Origin of the sequence: Coleofasciculus sp. (assembly GCF_046565525.1) — a bacterium.
Lineage (GTDB): Bacteria > Cyanobacteriota > Cyanobacteriia > Cyanobacteriales > Coleofasciculaceae > Coleofasciculus.
The window spans coordinates 21,321-39,918 of the sequence record NZ_JBKHUP010000040.1 but is presented as its reverse complement, the minus strand read 5'-3'; the positions used below and the strand labels follow the sequence as shown (position 1 = coordinate 39,918).

The following is an 18,598-nucleotide window of genomic DNA, read 5'->3' as shown; positions in this document are numbered from 1 at the left end:
GGTGAGGGGTTTCTGGCTTAAGTTGACACCAATGCTCTCTACAAATAAAGAGAGCCTCTGAAAAAGGGGGTGTTTTTTCCCGGATTTCCCTGTTCTCCCACGCTCATCATCTCACACGCGATCGCTCTAGTCGTGCGACCATCTTAGTCGCTATGCCTATTCCTTACAAATGTGGGAATGAATTCAATAAAGATTGCCGATAAAAATTTAAAACTCGTTGAGTATAAGCCGCCGTTGAACCCTGATTATATTGCTGGGGATCACCTGTCATCCACCAAGCCGCAGCCCGCTGTACCGCTACTGTCTCATTATTATCACTCGCCTCATACTGTTCATTAAACACATCTCCCATCACGCAAACTAAAATAGTACGGGCAGTCACTGGACTCGCTTCAAAATCGGCGGGTGAAAGTTCCTCTCCAATACATTGATTAGACCAACGGGGAATATTTTCTGGTTTAATTTGCCAATCACTGTAAAGTCCATCATTTTCTATTCCCGTTTGCGGTGCTGCTCGTCGTAGTGCTTCCACTAAAGCGGCGACTTTAGTATCAGAAATCGCGTTATTAGCTGAGGAACGGGCGGCTTGAGGTTGAGAGGCGGCTGACGATTGATTTTCCGTCCGTTGCGAAGACGATGCTGGTTTTGTTGCAGAGGGAGTAGTAGTGGGTTGGGCGGGAGTCGCTGGGTTTTGCGCCTGGGGATTGCGGCGTTGCTGTTGGTAATTTTTCAGAACATTCTGAATGTAAGTGTAGGTGTAAGAGTTTCGAGGAACGCTATTATATTGACTCCCATCCCCAGTCATCCACCAAGCGGCTGTTCGTTGTATTGCCACGGACTCATTATTATTACTGGCGCGATACTGTTCGTTCAACACATCCCGCATCACGCAAACCAAAATAGCCCGCGCCGTTACGGGAGAGGCTTCAAAATCGGCAGGTGAAAGTTCCCGTCCAGTACATTGCTTTGACCATCGGGGAATGTTACCCGGTTTAATTTGCCAGTCACTATAGAGTCCATCATCTGCCCTCCCCGTTTGCGGTGCGGCTAGTCGCAAGGCTTCCACAAGCGCTGAAACTTGAGCATCAGAGACTTGAGCGTATACCGGGGAACTCCAGAGTCCCAAAGAAAGTAACGCTGTACTCAGCAGGAATCGTTGAACTGGTTTGACGAATTTGAAACCCATGGGTGACACCTTGTCTGGCTAAAGAAATCAATTGTCGGGGCGGTTTTAGGCACTAGCGCTAGCTGAAGAGCCAATAACGGCTTAACAAGAACCGCCCTGATTCAATTGTAGGAGTGTGTCATTTATGTATGGGGAGGAAGCAAGCCCCCTTACATAAATAGCACTGCGACAGGACTTACCTTGAGAAGCTATATTGGTATCCGTCCTTCCCGTGTACACAAGTTCTAGTTTATGTTACCTTTTTGAGGAATTTGAGTCGATGAGTGGATTGCTGCATTAGTGTTATAGAGGAGTAGAGGAGAGATTTGACTGAATTTTTTGTACGCTCAGATACATTTAATCAAAAAGTCCGGCTTCTGGCAAAGCGCTAATCTTATAGTTAGAGCCACCCAGACAGCCCGGTTGAAGGAGTAATGCCGTCAGGAACCCCACGGCTATAAGCCGGGGGCTTGGAATTTAGCCCGTACCTGACCAGCCTAAGACCTACGAGGTCTACGTTAACGGCAAGCGTTAAAGTTCCTACCTTGGGATGCTTGCGCCAGTCCCATGCTCTAGAACCGAGTGGTTAAACAGGTGTACAAGAGTTAAGCCAGTGCCACTTGGAAAGTACCGACCGTTAACATTGGCGAGGCTAACGTCACCCCAGCAATGGGAGTTAGGGGCAACCATACCCCAAAAACTAACCCTTATGCGTACAGGTTGAAAACTTTGAGCTTGTAATTGCCCAAGCTGGCATACAAATGCAAGATGTCACCGGAGCAAGTAAATCCAAGGCGGTAAGGGTTTTGACCTTAAATTGCAGTCGTGTACACGGGAAATGGAGCCGATACATTCTTTAAGAGAGGAAGTCCTGTCGGACTGCTGTTTATGTAAGAGGGCTTGCTTTCTCCCCATACATAAATGACAGGGGTTTCCATTCGCCCCCTTACCAACCCCAATTTACGATGAATAATCCGTTTGACAAATATCAGCTCAGTCCCAATACGTTCGGGATACTGAGAAACCTGATGATGATGACCACAGGCGCTACGGTGGTTGTCGCCCTGATTTTTGGCATTGGGTTGTGGCGAACTGGGTCTCGTTTTTTGGGGCAAGTGACTACCCTGTTTAACGCCCCTCAACCCGCACCCGAAGTTGACGTGCGCTCTTTGATTGTCCAGCAGGTGCGGGAGGTTAGCGACTTGACCACGGCTGTTTTTACGATGGAGGCGGTAGTTCCTAGCCGTCAAGCTCGGACTTTGGCAGGTTATGCGATCGCGGAAACAACACTCCTTTATATTGCTTATGGTGAGGTGCGGGCTGGTGTCGATTTGGCAGAATTAAAACCAGAAAATGTGCAAATTGTCAATGATACGCTCCAACTTCAACTCCCACCCCCCAAAATTTTAGATAGCAAAATTGACGTGAATCGGTCTCAGGTGTATGACTACGATCGCGGCTTCTTGGGATTAGGACCCGATACGGCGCCCCAGTTGCAGATGTTGGCGCAACAAGAAACCTTGAAAAAAATTGTCTTCAATGCTTGTGAGCAAGGGGTATTAGAAAAAGCCAACGAACGCGCCGAACTCGTCGTGGGTCAGTTGTTAACAACAGCCGGGTATAAACAGGTGCAGGTGAACACTCAATCCCCGATACCTGGAACTTGTCAGTCGGCGGCGTTAGCCTCTCAGCCTGCTCATTCTGGGATAGCCCCTTGATGGGAGCGCAGAGGCTTCAAGGGTGGAAAAGACAAGGGAAATGGGGAGATGGGGGAGATTTTTTTATTCCAGAAGTCCCTCAGGAGGATTACGCTGGAATTAGAGAATTTATCCATATACCAATGAAGATGCGTAGGAGTAGTATAAAACCTTACCAAAGGGACGATTCACCAATCCAGCCCAGGCAACATCAGTCTACGCCATGCCATCAATTGGCTAATGGGAGTAAATCCTGGTTTTTGCATCAGGTTCCCAGTCGAATTCAAGAGGACTTAATTTGACGATGACTTACTGTCTGGGCATTATTAACCGTTTTGGTATAGTCTTAGCGGCGGACTCTCGCACCAATGCCGGGGTAGACTATATTTCTACTTACAATAAGCTTTTTGATTTTTCCCTGCCAGGAGAACGAGCGATTATTATATGTACATCGGGAAACCTTTCGATTACCCAAGGGGTAATCAATCGGTTGAATTGGGATATCGAGACTCAGGAAGAACTGAATATCCATTCCCTACCCAATATGTATGAGGTGACTCGTTACATTGGCAGCAAACTGCGGCAAATTCAAGATCAAGACCGCCCTTGGCTAGAACGCGATCGCATTGATTTTAACTGTAGCTTGTTAGTCGGGGGTCAAATTCGCAGAAAAGACCCCCAACGTGACGAAGACCCCCAACGTGACGAAGACCCCCAACGTGACGAAGACCCCCAACGTGACGAAGACCCCCAACTTTATCTAATTTACACCCAAGGTAATTTTATTAAAGCCACGCTGGAAACGCCGTTTTTGCAAATTGGCGAAACCAAGTATGGCAAACCCATCCTCGACCGAACTCTTACTTATGATATGCCACTAGAAGCTGTTGCTAAGTGCGCTCTGCTTTCTATCGATTCAACCATGAAATCAAATATTTCAGTCGGACCACCGATTAACTTAGTTATGTATGAAGCTGGCACCTTTATGACTCGCCAGAAACTGCAACTGCGTCTAGGTGATCCCTATTTGGCAAAAATTCGCAAGTTGTGGGAGGACTCGTTACGGCGTGCCTTTGAATCTATGCCGAATATTGAATGGCAGCATCCAGTAGAGGATAATCAGCAAGAAGATATTCTGATTGATTGAATTCCCTATTCCCCGTTCCCTGTTCCTCTTCCAAGGACGAATGACGAATGACGAATGACAAAGTACATAAGACAAATCGATATTGGATTGGTGCGCTCGCCGTTTTGGGAATGCTGGAAACGGCATTCCTCACAGTGGTTGAATGGTTGGGAAAAGTGGCGGAAATTTGTCCCACTCATGGCTGTCAAGCGGTGCTAGAAAGTCCTTATGCCCAGCTTTTTGGACTCCCTCTACCCCTATGGGGATTTCTTGCCTATACCACTTTGTTGGGGGTTTCCCTAGCACCCTTAGCTATTAAATCTTTGTCATCCGAGTGGGTGCAATCCAGTTGGCTGGTTATGCTGGCAATTACCACCTGTATGCTGGTGAGTAGCAGCTATCTGATGTACGTGATGCTGTTTATTGTCAAGGGAGTTTGTCCCTACTGCATCGCCTCGGCGCTGTTGTCCTTCACCCTATTTCTGTGGACTACCATCGGTCATGATTGGCAAGATATTGGACAAGTCACGCTGACAGGATTGGCGGTTGGTTTGGTCACGTTTACTGGGATACTGGGAGTCTATACTGATGTTCCTAGCGCTAGCGCTACTACAGGAGAATCGGGTCCACCCATTACCCATATCTCCGGTGCGGCTGAACTCGCTTTAGCCGGTCATCTGAACACAGTAGGGGCAAAAATGTATGGTGCATTTACTTGCCCTCATTGTCACGAACAAAAACAACTTTTTGGTCAAGCCGCATTTAATCAAATTGATTACATTGAATGTAATCCTCGTGGCAAAAATGCCCAACCCGAACGCTGTCAAGCTGCTAATATTCAAGGAGTTCCCACCTGGGAAATTCAGGGACAGTTTTATCCAGGGGTGCAACCGTTAGAACGATTGGCAGATATTTCTGGCTATCAGGGTTCAGAGGGGTGAACTAAATCTGTGCAAATCTATGCAGACAAGCTAGAAGTGTCTCATATTGCTGGTTTCATCCGTTGATGGTTGTCGTTAGGGACGTTGGTGAAGCAAGGCACTTCTCCCACCCACCGGAGCTTAACCGTACCTAGCACCCCGCTAGGTGATACTCATCTTCAAGTCGTAACGCTTCTGCTTTAAACTTGAGGTTAAGCCAACCCAAATCTAAAGCTTCAGTTACAGACTTTCCAATCGAAGCTAAGTATCGAACCGTCCGCATCAGTAAAATGGTGCGGACTTCTGCATATTTCATCCAGAGAGTAATCTCACGATCACCGCCGCGATGCAGAATGTTCATTGCGGCATTTTTGTCTGCTTGAATTACGTCCCCTGTGTAACAGATAAAACGATCCCCATCCCGTTGACCCAATAACGTCCCGGTACGAGAACACATTTGCGACGTATAAGCTGGATTCACCACAGACACTGTTGATCCAGTCTCCAATGCGATCTTCAAGGGTTGAAGCTTGTAGTTCACCTTTCATCCATTGATTCAGCTTGCGATTAATTTGCTTGGCTTGCTGTTTCCCTTTGATCGGCGAGGTGAGGTCTTCGGCAAAGATGCGAGTCGGTGAGGTGATCAGGAGTCTTAAGTCTTTGCGAATGAAATTCTGAATGGTTGCTTTTTCTTTTCTTAGCTTACGTGATTTGACAATGGATAGTTTATCGTCTTGATTACAGATTAGTCGAATTTGCCCAGACACGGTATGACGGCATTTCAGTTTTAGCGTAATCCGCTTACCTTTCTTTAACCCTTGAACTTCCAGCTTGACTGTATTGCGGGTAAGTCGCTTGCAGGTGTAACCGCCACCTTGGTAAACGATCTGGTTACGAACAAAGGTGTGTCCGCGCTGGTATTGAGTACGAAACACCCGATGCAGCCAAGGATCGGAAGTTGGGTCATTGTGCATCAAATCCAGCAACTTAGACCGCGATGGTTCGTCTAGAGTGCGGCGGTAAATTGCTCGAATCATGAAGGTTTTCGCGGCTTCTTGTTGCGCTAAAATAGCCTTCATAGCGTCATTAACTGACCATTCCCAAAGCTTCGCAGGTAATCCAATATCAGTTGGGCTCAGTTGGGTTCTCACGATAGGAGCGGCTTTTCTCCAGTTGAGTCCCCATCCTTGTAGCGCTCCAAGTAAGTTGTACGTTAATGCTCTCTCGATGCCACACAGGTGCATGATTCTCCTCACCTGCGCTTCATCTGAACTTGAAGCAACAGGAATAACCTGAGTGTAAATTTCTTGAGTTTTCTGTTGCTTCTTGCGGCGTGGCATCGTTACTTTTCCTCAACTAGATGCTCTAATCTATGCATAGCTTGCGCCTAAAGAGTTATGCATAGATTTAATCATATTTTAGGGGATCTGTCGAACCGCGTTTAAGATGAGAGGTGTATTGTCTCGGACTGAAAACCGCTATATTCATCTCTGGCAATAGACAAATTAATTTTCATATCAGACTCAATTTTCCTAGCGCCTTCACCCACCGATTTAGTCGTCGCGATCGCACCAGAAATAGGGGCAGCATAACGGGGTAAAGCACAAGCCACGAGGGGAATATGGCGATCCGTGACAACGACGCCTTGATTGGGATCATAGCCTTGCCACCCTGCACCAGGTAAGTAAATCTCTACCCAAGCATGAAGGTATCGTTGCGATCGTTCTAGATTACCTTCCTGATACCCACTGACAAACCGTGCGCCTAATCCCATCACCCGACAAACGTCCATGAATAGCACCGCTAAATCTCGACAAGATCCGCGCTTTAATTGCCACGTTTTACTGGGAGACCAAGGTGCCCCTTTTTCCCGATATTTAGGTTTACAATGACTGTAGAGATGTTGATTGAGTGTTTTGACAAAGTTAACGGTATCACCCTTGACTTGCTGGTAAATGTCCTGCGCTAATTGCTTTATTGCGTCCACTAAGAGGGGATCATAAAATTGCTGATAAGGCTGTAACTGAGATGACCAGTAGTCGGGGTAGTCAATGGGTAATTGAGTTGCCCAAGGTTCCAGTTGAATGTTATCGGGATCGGTGCGACAGGTTTCGACAACGGATGTAGCACTGATCGTTAATTGTTCGGTGCTGGTATTAAACCAAAGTTTCGCGATCGCATTCCCATCTAGTTCGATAATCTCGGAAATGCTTGTGGGTTTGGGTTCAACGTCTAGTGTAAACGAATGCAGTTTCTGAGTCCCGTCACAGCGGGGACTTAACCTCAAGATATGGGGTTTTAGAATAACGGGCTGATTATATGTATAGGTTGTGGTGTGGCAAATTTTGTAACGCACGATAATTCATCAAAAAAGTAATAAGTCTTAAGTAATAAATCCTAAGTTAATTGTAGGGACGGGTTTATAAACTAAAGCTAGCTTGTCACCACTAACTTTTGACTTTTGACTTTTGACTTCCGCCTAGGGGTACTAGGCTACAGGTTTTACCGCACAAAATGTTGTCGAGATTTGGTTACCTACTTGATTAATTTCGATTTGCATTTGATTTAAAAATTCATGCAAACCCTGCTCGAAAACATCTTCTATCGTTAGATATCCGAGTTGAGAACACAAACGACCTAAAGCACGTTCGGCTGGGTTACACCACGTTCCCCGAGGAGTGCTAGTAATTTGATGCAGCGATTGTTCCGCTTGCGCCAGACAGAAGTGAATTGAGCGGGGGAACTGACGGTTGAGAATCAGAAATTCGGCGACACTGGTGGGTGTAATCCGATGCTGGGACTTGCGATACATTTCATAAGCACTGGCAGATTTGAGCAGTGACATCCATTGAATTTGATCCAATGGTGTTCCCACCCACTGTACAGACGGGAGTAACACAAAATACTTTACATCTAGAATTCGGGTCGTTTTATCTGCCCGCTCTAGCAATCTGCCCATTTGCCCAAAATGCCATCCCTCATTATGAGTCATCGTGGCATCCATAACTCCAGCAAAGCGATGGCTAGCCAGTTTGACTTGGGTGAAAAAATCAGGTAAGGCTTGTAACGCTCCTCCTTGGGAAGCCTCTTTAACCATCAGGAAAAATTCATTGACCTCTTCCCACATTTCTGAGGAGATCACTTCCCGAATCGAACGGGCGTTCTCACGAGCGAGCTGGAGTACGGATAAAATTGAGTTGGGATAATCTGGGTCAAAGGTGAGGAAGCGGATAACGTTGTCCGAGGTAGCTTCCCCGTAGCGATCGCGGAATAAATCTGAATCCCCAGTTGTAATCACCAACGGTTTCCACTGCTGGGTCACTCCCGGTGGCATATCCAGCATTAAATTTAAATTAACATCCACAAACCGAGCGATATTTTCCGCACGTTCGATATAGCGATTGAGCCAGTAGATAGAATCAGCAACCCGACTTAGCATAAGTATTTTTGATTGGTTATTGCTAATTAGTCATTAGTCCTTTTTCAAGGAACTTTTTAACAGGGGAGAGGAAATAGAAATTCCTACTTCATAATTTATGAGTGGTTAAGCACCCACGTATCCTTACTTCCTCCACCTTGGGATGAATTCACCACCAGAGAACCCTTTCTCAGAGCCACACGGGTTAATCCACCGGGATGAACATAAACATCGTCTCCCCGATGCAAAATGTAAGGGCGCAAATCGACATGTCGTCCTTCTACCTGATGATCAATCAACGTGGGTACCCGCGACAGGCAAAGGATGGGTTGGGCAATATAATTGCGAGGATTGGCTTTAATCCGTTCCGCAAACTCCGCCCGTTCCACCTCAGTGGAACTCGAACCCACTAGCATCCCATACCCCCCCGACTCATTGGCAGACTTAACCACGACTTTCTCTAAATTATTCAAGACATAGTTTCGGTCTTCTTCCTGCCAACATAAATAGGTGGGGACATTGGATAAGATTGGCTCTTCTCCCAAGTAATAACGAATCATTTCTGGGACATAAGCATAGACAACCTTATCATCGGCTACACCTGTTCCGGGTGCATTAGCTAATGCGACTCGCCCTTGGCGATAGACATCCATGAGTCCAGGTACACCTAACAAAGAGTCGGGACGAAAGACTTGGGGATCTAAAAAGTCATCATCGACACGGCGATACACCACATCCACTCGCCGCAATCCTTTAGTCGTTCGCATTTGCAAATAGCCATCCACGACGACTAAATCCCGACCTTCAACCAATTCCACACCCATTTGCTGGGCTAAAAAGGAATGTTCAAAGTATGCAGAGTTGTAAATACCAGGGGTAAGGACGACGACGGTGGGGTCAGGAAGTTGATGTGGCGCTAAATTGAGCAGGGTTTCTAGCAAATGGCTGGGATAGTCATCCACTGGCTTAATTGCCATGGTTTGGAATATTGCCGGGAATGTAGTTTTCATCACCCGACGGTTTTCTAGGACGTAGGAGATACCAGAAGGCACACGCAGGTTATCTTCCAGAACATACCACTGACCGTCGCGATCGCGAACTAAATCGGTTCCGGTAATGTGACACCAGACATCGCCTGGGGGTTTTAAGCCTACGCAAGGTTTGAGGAATCCTTTTGCCGAAAAAATAATTTCGTAGGGGATTTTGCCATCGCTGAGAATGCGCTGTTCCCCATACATGTCGTTGAGGAAGAGATTAAGCGCTGTGATCCGCTGTTTCAGTCCTTGCTCTAGTATTTCCCATTCTTGAGCTGAGATAATCCGGGGAATGATATCAAAGGGAAACACCCGTTCAATGCCCTGATTATCACTGTAGACGCTGAAGGTTACCCCTAACTTCAGCAGGGCGACTTGAGCAGTTTCCCGGTGTTGCTGGAGTTCATCAGGGCGCAATCCCTGCATCCAATTAATCAGGGCGGCTGCTGACGGTCGTGGCTGTCCTTTGGCTGAGAACAGCTCATCATAGAATTCTTCTGGATTGTAGAGATCCCATTGTACTGCCACGTTGACTACACCCCTCCTCGATGTACACCCTACGTATTACAAGATTGGTCTAAATTGGATCTAGAACTGTAGTGAATATTACCGTTTACTGGGAGTTCAGGTAAAGCTTACCGAAAAAAATTGCTATTTGTAACAACTTCTAAACTTTAGTAAATCCTGTTTGGCAACTAGGGACAATCATGTTACTTTGAATATGGAGGTCGTCCTCCAGAGTCATAATAACTGGAGAAAAACCAACGAAGAGTCAGAGGTTATGACGATCATCCCCCATCTTTGACTCTGCCACAGAAGTAACTAACCTAGCGTAGCAGTAAGGGGTTAGATTCGGTGGAAACCGAAACCCAACTCAAGTCCAGAAAGACAGATTTATGCGGGTCAATAAGCAGTGAACCTGTGGAATATGTAAACCCCTTAGTAAGCTCAGATTAAAACCTGAAAAATTAACGGCTTGAAAAGTCCTAATAGAACGATCGGTTGGGTCTAACCTCTTTGGTTAGACCCAATTGATTTGTGATACCAAATCCGCCTTTGTTACCCCAGCTTCCCCAGCTTCCCCAGCTTCCCCAGCTTCCCCAGCTTCCCCAGCTTCCCCAGCTTCCCCAGCTCCCCCAGCTTCCCCTGCTCCCTACCCCCACCAAAAGACTTATTCAGCAGACCCTAATTAGAGTGCCATGGCACGTCTGTCTGATGATAGGGGCAGGTTTAAGCTCAAACTCTTGTAAAGAGCCATTAGTCATTAGTAGAAAACAAATCACCAATGACTAATAACAAACCCAATTGATAGTCTTACCGAACACTAATTGGTTCAGTCGGTTTATTCAAACCCCGTTGTGCTAATACTGTATTTTCGAGAATGGTAATCGCTTGCTTATATTGAGGATCTTCGAGTGTGGCACGTAACATCGGTTGTGTGACTAAACGCTGCTGTTGGGCGCGAGTTAAATCAATTTTCACATCAGGGGCAATTCCCTTGTGATTAATATCAATACCACTAGGAGGATAGTAGCGGGAAATCGTAACAGCTAAGCCCGAACCATCGGATAAGGAATGGACAGACTGCACGACGGCTTTACCAAATGTAGTCGAACCGACAACCATTGCCCGTTTATTATCCTTGAGCGCACCCGTTAGAATTTCACTAGCGCTGGCTGAATTGCCATCAACTAAAACAACGAGAGGAAGTTGAGTCAGGGCGGTTTTGTTGGCAGAAAATTTTTGTTCTCCGCCTTTACGATCAACTGTGTGGACAATCTCACCATCATTAATCCACATGCGGGCAATTTCAATACTGGCGTATAATAACCCTCCAGGATTTCCACGCAAATCTAAAACATAGCCATCCACCTTTTGACTATCCAGATTGCGGATTGCCCGTTGCATTTGTTCCGCCGCATGGGAACTAAATTCATCGACGCTGATATAACCCACCTGCATCTGACCTTCGTTTTTGAGGGTATAGTGTACAGACGGTAGCTCAATTTGGGCGCGAGTTAGAGTGACATCAAAAGGACTTTGCCCTTGACGAGAAATTTGCAGTATCACCGATGAGCCGACTTCTCCCCGAATTAACGCCGAAGCTTCTTCAGCACTCATTCCTTGAGTGGATTTGCCATCAATGGCGAGGATTTTATCTCCCGACTTAAGTTGGGCTTCAAACGCCGGCGAATTTTGAATCGGTTCAACAATAACCAGCTTCTGGGTTTTCTCATCAACACCCATGCGAATTCCTACCCCAGATAGTTCACCCGCTGTTTGATCAGTGAGGGCTTTAAATTGTTCGGGTTCTAAAAAGCGAGTGTAGGGATCACCAATAGGTTCTAGGGCGTCGCGAATAGCTTGGTAGGCTTGTTCGACAGACGTATAATTGCGGTTGAGTAGCTGTTGACGGGTCGCTTGCCAATCCACTTGATTGAACGAGGGATCGACGTATTCCTGATTAACAATTTGCCAAACTTCATCAACAACCGTCTTGGGACTATCCTGAAGCGCCGCAGAGACGGAGCGATTGCTGCCAATTGGGGCTAACCATGATAATGTGGCTGTTGTTGCGATCGCACCAGTTAAGAGGATGCTTTTGAGCCAAGGGAAGGTTTTGGGATATTGATTCATGGGAAATACGTCGAACAGACTATGGGTGAGTTTAAAGCGGACAGTCAAAGCGTACCCAGTCGTTGGCTTCTACCGTTAGCATTCCCTGAGTAGGGATAGCATGGTTCTGGCGGCATCAAATCCGTCTATTGCTACTATACTCAACTTATCTGGCTAATTTCCAGAAATTTTGTGCCAGTTTACCTATTGTCCTGTTGATGAAGACAATCTCTTCGCCTCGGACAGTAAGAGTGCATCAAGTGGTAAGCCTGAGTGAGACGATTGATTACACGCCATTGGCTAGGGTTTCTGCGTTGGCTACTGTCTAAGCAACGACTACGCTGGTTAGGCTTAGGGCTATTAAGCCTAGTCGTTATTCTTAGTATAGGGTTACTTGCCAATATCCTGAGGTTGCAGGTAGGAGCCTCTGCACCTGTGGATACGTTTTTTGTTTTGGGGGGAAGTATTCGCCGAGAGGTTTATGTTGCTCAGTTAGTGAAACAACATCCCCAAACTCCCGTTTTGATTTCTCAAGGCTCTAAGGAACCCTGTATTTGGCTCATCTTTCAAAAGTATAACGCGCCAATAGGTCAGGTTTGGTTAGAAAAATGTGCGGATTCCACGTTTGGTAATTTCTACTTCGGTATTCCCATTTTACGTCTCTGGGGGGTGCGTCATGTTCAGTTAATTACCTCTAAGAGCCATTTACCACGAGCTGGGTGGATGGCGCAAATTCTTTTGGGGGCGAATGGGATTTGGGTGGATGTGGATACGGTACAGGAACGGGGGATTCCAGGTAATCAGGAATCGTGGTTGAAGACGGGACTGGATATGACGCGCAGTCTGGTTTGGGCGCTGTTGAGTCAGGGGATTCAGCCGCACTGTTCTGAGGTAACACCACTAACGGAGGTTGATTTAGACGCTTGGCGCAAGTCAGGATTCAACTGTGAATATCAATGGTGGTTAAAGCTGGATTATTGATTGGCAAAGCGTTGGTGTCTAAAAAAGAGTTGGCTATCACCATAGTAGGATGCCACAAATTCCGAGGTGGTTTCCAGATGTCCGATAATTTGGGCGTTTTGGCGATAACTTGGCTGGTCTATAATATCAGCGTTCTGGTTGGCGTTTTCGTCTCCTACGTTTTTGGGATCAACGGCATAGAGGGAAAATAAAGAGGTTCCAACAGGAATTGTGGCAAGGTCATCTCTGAAATCATGGGGTGGTTGTTCAGGAAACTGAATAGTGGGATTGGGAACCATAAAAAGGCGATAGGGATAAAAGGGATCAGGTTCTGGATGACCCGTTTGGTCTATTTGGGCAAAGCCTTGTAAATAGAGTTTGCGGGGAAATTTGCTGACGCGGCGGAAGATTAAATTGATGAATTTAGGACCTAAATCGTTTTCTTCGGGAACGATATTAGACAATTCATTGGCAAAGAAATTATAGTTATTGCCTTGACCTGTGAGGGAAACCAACGCCGAGAAGTTTTCGGAGGGTTTGCCATCCACCAAAAGCTTAAGGGCTAACCCTGGGGCAAATCCGCGATCGCTGGGATCACCTGTGAGGGATAATCGTAGAAGACCATAGTCGGCTCCTTTGAATAAACCGGTAAATGGACTGGTCGGGGTGGGGACTAACTTAACCTTAGCCACACTTGCATGGGCGTGAATGGCTTTGTTCCATTTGCGGGGCGCTTCATCGGCTAAGCGATCCATTTTGATGCTTAAGAGAGTAAAAAATAAACCGATAACGTCAATTTTTTTGAGTGGCGGTAGGTTATCGTATCTGGATTCTAAAATTCTTTGCTGCCAAATAAAGTCCTGCTTTTTTGCAGCATTCCAAGATTCATAGTCGTTAGGGAGTGGATCTAAATTGTGGGCATTATGCCAAAAGTTTTGCAGCTTTTTCATTGGGGTAACTGGGTAAAAAAGTATTGGGGTTTGTAGTGTATTTTAAGTTTTATGGGGGAAGTCCAAAAAGTTATCCTTGATTGCTTCAACTTATGGGTTAAATGCGTTAGTTTTTTCTGGTCTCCCCCATGCAAAAAAAGCGAAGCATCCTCTGGTCTCCCCCCTCTTGTAGGGGGGAATGAGGGGGGTAGGGGGACAGAAGGGGGACGGAAGGGGGACGGAAGGGGGACAGAAGGGGGACAGAAGGGGGATCTATAAGGGGCGTTGCGACCCCCCACACCCCCGCCGCAACGCTTCGCTAGTTACTATTACCTATTGCCTATTGCCTATTACCTGTTCCCGACTCCCAATCTTAATGATTAATATCCCGAAACACCAACTTTACGCCAGGGGGCAAAGGCATTTTGCACGCCGAATAAAGCAGGGCTGACTGTAGGATAATGGCGGCGCAGAACCGTTAACATACTGTTGTTGTCAATCCAATCTAAACCCCATTGAGTGTAGACTTCGGCGGTGTAGTCTTTGGTGAAGAAGCGATCGCTCTTGAGTCGTCGGGATGCCATTAGGATAAAGATACGGAAGGCTGTATCACTGAAGCCAAACCCGGCGGGTGGGTTTTCGGCAAACATGCCTACCATTAAATCAACGCTGTTGATGTCGTTGTTGTAAACTTCCCGTAGTTCCTTTGCCCATTGCGGGTCTTCGGTGATGTCCTCAAAGGTTTTGACCCGTTCACGACCAATGAGTTCACGGAATTGATTATAACGGGGAACGCCGCGTTCGCGATCGCGTAATATATCAACAGCGGCTAGATCGAAGACTTCGCCGTTATCCCGGACTAATTGCTGTAGAAAACGCGGGTAATTATGTAAGGTAATTGCCCCAGGATGAGTGATCCCAAATGAGTAGAATAAATCGGGCATACCTACTTTATCGACTAGCGTCCGGCTACGATTCCCTGATACTTCAAATAGATTTTGAGTTAACCGTAATTCCCCATTGTTGAGAGAGTAAAATTCAAACTCATCTGGCATTAAGGGATGCATCCGATAGACCGAGACAAATTCTTCGGTGAGATAGTAGGGGGCAGTATGATGATCTGTCGGTGATCCGATAATACCACTGAGGACTTCTCCCTCTCCGATACGCCCAAATAATCCTTTGACATGTTGACCTAAAAATCCCCACCAGTTGGCGTTCATGGCGATTTCTAAGGCGGGATGTCCCAGGATTGCAGGCGTCCATTCAACGGTATGGATTTTGGCGAGTAAGGCGGCGTTAATTAGTCGGGCGTGATTAAACAGATCATCCTCTTTCCAATCGGGATATTCGTTTTTGAGATGATCGCAAATAGTATTGTGTTCTTTGACGAATAGAGTATGTAACATACTCAAGCCTACCCACCAGTTCTCATCAAAACCCACTAGGTCGATGCCATTGTCTGGGTTGATGGGTAATAAGTTATCGTCACCGATAATTAGCTTACCATCGACATGAGTCCGCAGCTTATCAATGGTATCCTGATCGCTACCATAAATTTGTGACGCATCCCACCAATGAGTGACTCGGTTCAGAAAGGTGGGGGGATTTTTTGTATCTCCGTCGGGACGAGTGGAGTCGGGTAAAGTCGCGCCCACTTCTAGAGGTCGATATTCTTGGGGCCACGGATCATCTGCTTCTAGAGGAATCTCAAATTTCTTCTCTAACGTACCCCCATGGGCGAACCAGTCATGGGTTTGAAATTGAATCCAAGATGCGGCGTGTAAGTTTAAGGTGCTAGCGGGTACAAATTTATCCCGTGTCAGTAATTTGCGGCTAATTGTACGCGGATTGGGTTCGAGTAAATTCTTTTGGTCAGGATGAGTGTATTGTAGGGGAACGTTGCGTCCAAAACGGGAACCCGCCTGACCCATTTCTGGCTGTTCTAGGCTATTAAAACTCCCGTCGGCTGTACGAATCTTGAGATGGTGACCATCTGGACTGGGTGTAGGTTGTGTTCCATCACCTTGGCTAGGTAATTTTGCTGTATCATGTAGGTTTTCTTGCCGCATTCGGTTCCGGAACTGGAATAATTTTACTAATGCCAGTGGAACGGGTAATTGATGCCAAGGTTTTTGCCGACCTTGAGCCGATTTGGATGATTTAGCCATGATTTAAATTCCTTATTATTTAGATACAATAATTAACAACTCTCTCTCATCACTCTTGCATACTTCTGACAACTTGAGTCACCATTGTTCGGGGAAGAAAGCGAACCGATAAAGCCAGCAGTTTGTTTTTCACACCAGGAATAACGACTGGTTTGCCTTCCACCATGCTTTGATAGCCAATCTTAGCAACCGTTTTCGCATCCATAATCTGGCGTCCCTTGACCAATTTTGATTGTTCCATATTTGCCCGTTTTTGAAATCCCGATTCTGTTGGTCCAGGACAAAGGGCTGTCACGGTTACTCCGGATTTCTTGACTTCATTGGCGAGGGCTTCTGAGAAGGACAGGACATAAGCTTTGGTGGCGTAGTAAACTGCCATCATAGGTCCGGGTTGAAAGGCAGCAGTGGAGGCAATATTTAATATTTTTCCTTGCTTATTTTGGATCATTTGAGGTATAAATAGCTTGGTCAGATGGGTTAAAGCAACCATATTAACCTGCATCATCGAAAGTTCCGTCATCAGGTCAGTTTGCTCAAAAAATCCGTAGGTGGCAAAGCCAGCATTATTTACCAAAACATCAACAGTCATGGTTTCTTGTTGAAGTTCGGCAAAGATTTCCTGAGGGCTGTTCGGGTCAGACAAATCTTTGACTATTGTTTTTACCGTGATCCCGAATTTATCGGTGAATGAGTCAGCCATCTGCTGCAACTTATCGGCACTTCGGGCAACTAAGACTAAATTATAGCGATCGCGAGCCAATAGTTTCGTCAACTCATAACCAATACCACTGGATGCGCCAGTAATCAGAGCAGTTTGGGGGTGATGGGGATTGAGGGAAGACATTTTGAAACCAGTAATAGAGAGTCTGAGCAACGACAGAGGCGATTGAGTTGGTTCAAACCGCCTCTGTTTGTTCCATTGATGATAACCAGCCTCAGCCTGTTCGCCACAAAACCCGGATACTTTTAACAAATCTTAAAATAAATTCAGTTGTCCCAGGAGTTGCCATAATTGAAAAATTAGAATATTCTGGATTTTTATCATTATCTTATATAAACGTCCCTTGCCGCCAATAACGAATGACAAATGACAAATGACAACGATATCATTTTTCAACCAATAACATTCCGGAACCTCACTGTCAACAATCGCATTTTTCGCTCGAATATTTCCGGCAGATTCGATAATTATGATGGTTCCGGTAACCAAGCCCGAATCAATTGGGAACAGAAGTTTGCCAGAGGAGGCGTAGGTGCAATTATTTCATCGTTTACGCCCGTGCAAATTCGGGGACGAATCCTGCCAAACTATGCCACGATTGACCGAGATGACCGCATTCCCTTCTGGCGTAAAATTGGCGAGGTTGTGCATGAGTATGACTGCAAATTTATCATGCAACTGAGCCATTCAGGGCGTCAGCAGGATGTGAGTGGCGTGGAAAACCTTTACTCAAAAGCCCTCAGTTCAACCAGTATCACGGAATCGTTTCATGGTTTTGAATGTCAAGCCATGACAAAGGCTGAGATTAAAGAAATAATTCAGGCGTTTGCGGCGGGAGCGAGACGGGCGCGAGAGGCGGGATTGGATGGTGTGGAACTGCACAGCGCCAATGGTTATTTAATTACCCAATTTCTCAGTTCTGGGATTAATGACCGCAATGATGAATATGGGGGTTCCTTAGAAAATCGCGCTCGCTTTTTATTGGAGATTATTACAGCAATTCGTCAAGAAGTGGGTGATGATTTTCACCTACAAGCTAAGATTAGTGCGGTGGACTATAATAATGCCGTGATTCCGTGGGAAAAGCCGGGGAATACCCTAGACGATTCGATTCAAGTTTGTAAGTGGATGGAAGCGGCTGGAGTTGATGGGATTCATGTTTCCACGGGGAGTCTATTTCCTCATCCCTTGAACCCTCCCGGTGAATTTCCCAGAATGGAGGCAATGCGCTGGTATGATTTGATGTTATCCAGTGGGATTCATACCTTTCGCAACTATTTACTGTTTCGGGTTCCCCTGTTGTATCCAATCTTCTTATTCTTATGGAATCGAGTTCAGAAACAGACCCAGGATCAACCGATTCAGGGATTAGAGGTAAAGGCGCAAGCATTGAATGAGTCGTTCCAGACGTTCGTGAATTCCCAACAGATGCAGGAATTGTTGCAGAAGTATCAGGGGGTTAGCATTAATCACGCGGCTGAGATTAAAAAGCAGGTGAATATTCCAGTTATTTGTACGGGAGGGTTTCAACAGGCGTCCTATATTCGTCGGGCAATTCAGGAGGGATTCTGCGATGCGGTTAGTATTGCCCGTCCCTTAGTCGCAAATAATGACTTAGTTCACCAGTTTAAGGCAGGAAAAGACTTGCCAGAACGTCCTTGTACTTACTGCAACAAATGTTTACTCAATGCCTTAGAAAATCCCCTCGGTTGTTATGAGTTACACCGCTATAATAACTCGGATGAAATGATTGCAGAAATTATGACTGTGTTTGATCCTGCACCGTTTCAGTAAACCGGGATATGGGGGTTCCAGGTGTAGGCGGCTAAGTCTCTACCGGG

The 18,598-nt window shown here is 46.1% G+C and carries 14 protein-coding genes and 1 pseudogene; 5 read left to right on the top strand and 10 right to left on the bottom strand.

The window, feature by feature from the left end:
• Positions 1–163: 163 nt before the first annotated feature.
• Positions 164–1,186: a hypothetical protein gene (locus tag ACLGGO_RS15850; RefSeq protein WP_446420018.1), complete on the bottom strand. Its 1,023-nt coding sequence runs from the start codon at positions 1,184–1,186 to the stop codon at positions 164–166.
• Positions 1,187–2,130: 944 nt separating this feature from the next.
• Here ACLGGO_RS15850 and ACLGGO_RS15845 point away from each other — a divergent pair.
• The 3 genes from ACLGGO_RS15845 (at position 2,131) to ACLGGO_RS15835 (ending at position 4,929) form a co-directional block, all read left to right on the top strand.
• Positions 2,131–2,883, top strand: coding sequence for a DUF4230 domain-containing protein (locus ACLGGO_RS15845; RefSeq protein WP_446338916.1), 753 nt, complete (start codon positions 2,131–2,133; stop codon positions 2,881–2,883).
• A gap of 283 nt (positions 2,884–3,166) precedes the next feature.
• Positions 3,167–4,009: a peptidase gene (locus ACLGGO_RS15840; protein WP_446420017.1), complete on the top strand. Its 843-nt coding sequence runs from the start codon at positions 3,167–3,169 to the stop codon at positions 4,007–4,009.
• A 47-nt stretch (positions 4,010–4,056) separates the two neighbouring features.
• Positions 4,057–4,929 (top strand): vitamin K epoxide reductase family protein, encoded by an 873-nt coding sequence (locus ACLGGO_RS15835; protein WP_446420016.1) that lies wholly within the window; start codon positions 4,057–4,059, stop codon positions 4,927–4,929.
• A gap of 130 nt (positions 4,930–5,059) precedes the next feature.
• Here the strand turns inward: ACLGGO_RS15835 and ACLGGO_RS15830 are convergent, their stop codons facing one another.
• The 6 genes and pseudogenes from ACLGGO_RS15830 to ctpB form a co-directional block, all read right to left on the bottom strand.
• Positions 5,060–5,269, bottom strand: coding sequence for a hypothetical protein (locus ACLGGO_RS15830; RefSeq protein WP_446420037.1), 210 nt, complete (start codon positions 5,267–5,269; stop codon positions 5,060–5,062).
• Between the two features lie 51 nt (positions 5,270–5,320).
• A pseudogene (locus ACLGGO_RS15825) lies at positions 5,321–5,365 on the bottom strand (hypothetical protein); the annotation flags it as partial.
• Positions 5,366–6,349: 984 nt separating this feature from the next.
• Positions 6,350–7,264, bottom strand: a complete 915-nt coding sequence (locus ACLGGO_RS15820) for a transglutaminase family protein (RefSeq protein WP_446420015.1) — start codon at positions 7,262–7,264, stop codon at positions 6,350–6,352.
• 132 nt (positions 7,265–7,396) lie between these two features.
• Positions 7,397–8,347, bottom strand: a complete 951-nt coding sequence (locus ACLGGO_RS15815) for an alpha-E domain-containing protein (protein ID WP_446420014.1) — start codon at positions 8,345–8,347, stop codon at positions 7,397–7,399.
• A gap of 95 nt (positions 8,348–8,442) precedes the next feature.
• A complete protein-coding gene (locus ACLGGO_RS15810; protein WP_446420013.1) occupies positions 8,443–9,888 on the bottom strand; it encodes a circularly permuted type 2 ATP-grasp protein in 1,446 nt (481 codons plus the stop codon).
• 786 nt (positions 9,889–10,674) lie between these two features.
• A complete protein-coding gene (ctpB, locus tag ACLGGO_RS15805) occupies positions 10,675–11,997 on the bottom strand; it encodes a carboxyl-terminal processing protease CtpB (protein ID WP_446420012.1) in 1,323 nt (440 codons plus the stop codon).
• 252 nt (positions 11,998–12,249) lie between these two features.
• Between ctpB and ACLGGO_RS15800 the strand changes: the two genes are divergently transcribed.
• Entirely contained in the window at positions 12,250–12,957 is a 708-nt protein-coding gene (locus ACLGGO_RS15800) for a YdcF family protein (RefSeq protein WP_446420011.1), read from the top strand.
• Here ACLGGO_RS15800 and ACLGGO_RS15795 read toward each other — a convergent pair.
• From ACLGGO_RS15795 to ACLGGO_RS15785, 3 genes are all read right to left on the bottom strand, one after another.
• Positions 12,951–13,886 (bottom strand): hypothetical protein, encoded by a 936-nt coding sequence (locus ACLGGO_RS15795; RefSeq protein ID WP_446420010.1) that lies wholly within the window; start codon positions 13,884–13,886, stop codon positions 12,951–12,953. The genes ACLGGO_RS15800 and ACLGGO_RS15795 overlap by 7 nt on opposite strands.
• Before the next feature lie 359 nt (positions 13,887–14,245).
• Positions 14,246–16,036, bottom strand: coding sequence for a peroxidase family protein (locus tag ACLGGO_RS15790; RefSeq protein ID WP_446420009.1), 1,791 nt, complete (start codon positions 16,034–16,036; stop codon positions 14,246–14,248).
• A 49-nt stretch (positions 16,037–16,085) separates the two neighbouring features.
• A complete protein-coding gene (locus ACLGGO_RS15785; RefSeq protein WP_446338905.1) occupies positions 16,086–16,880 on the bottom strand; it encodes an SDR family NAD(P)-dependent oxidoreductase in 795 nt (264 codons plus the stop codon).
• A gap of 243 nt (positions 16,881–17,123) precedes the next feature.
• On the opposite strand from ACLGGO_RS15785, the gene ACLGGO_RS15780 reads away from it, so the two are divergent.
• Positions 17,124–18,551: an NADH:flavin oxidoreductase gene (locus ACLGGO_RS15780; protein ID WP_446420008.1), complete on the top strand. Its 1,428-nt coding sequence runs from the start codon at positions 17,124–17,126 to the stop codon at positions 18,549–18,551.
• Positions 18,552–18,598 lie beyond the last annotated feature (47 nt).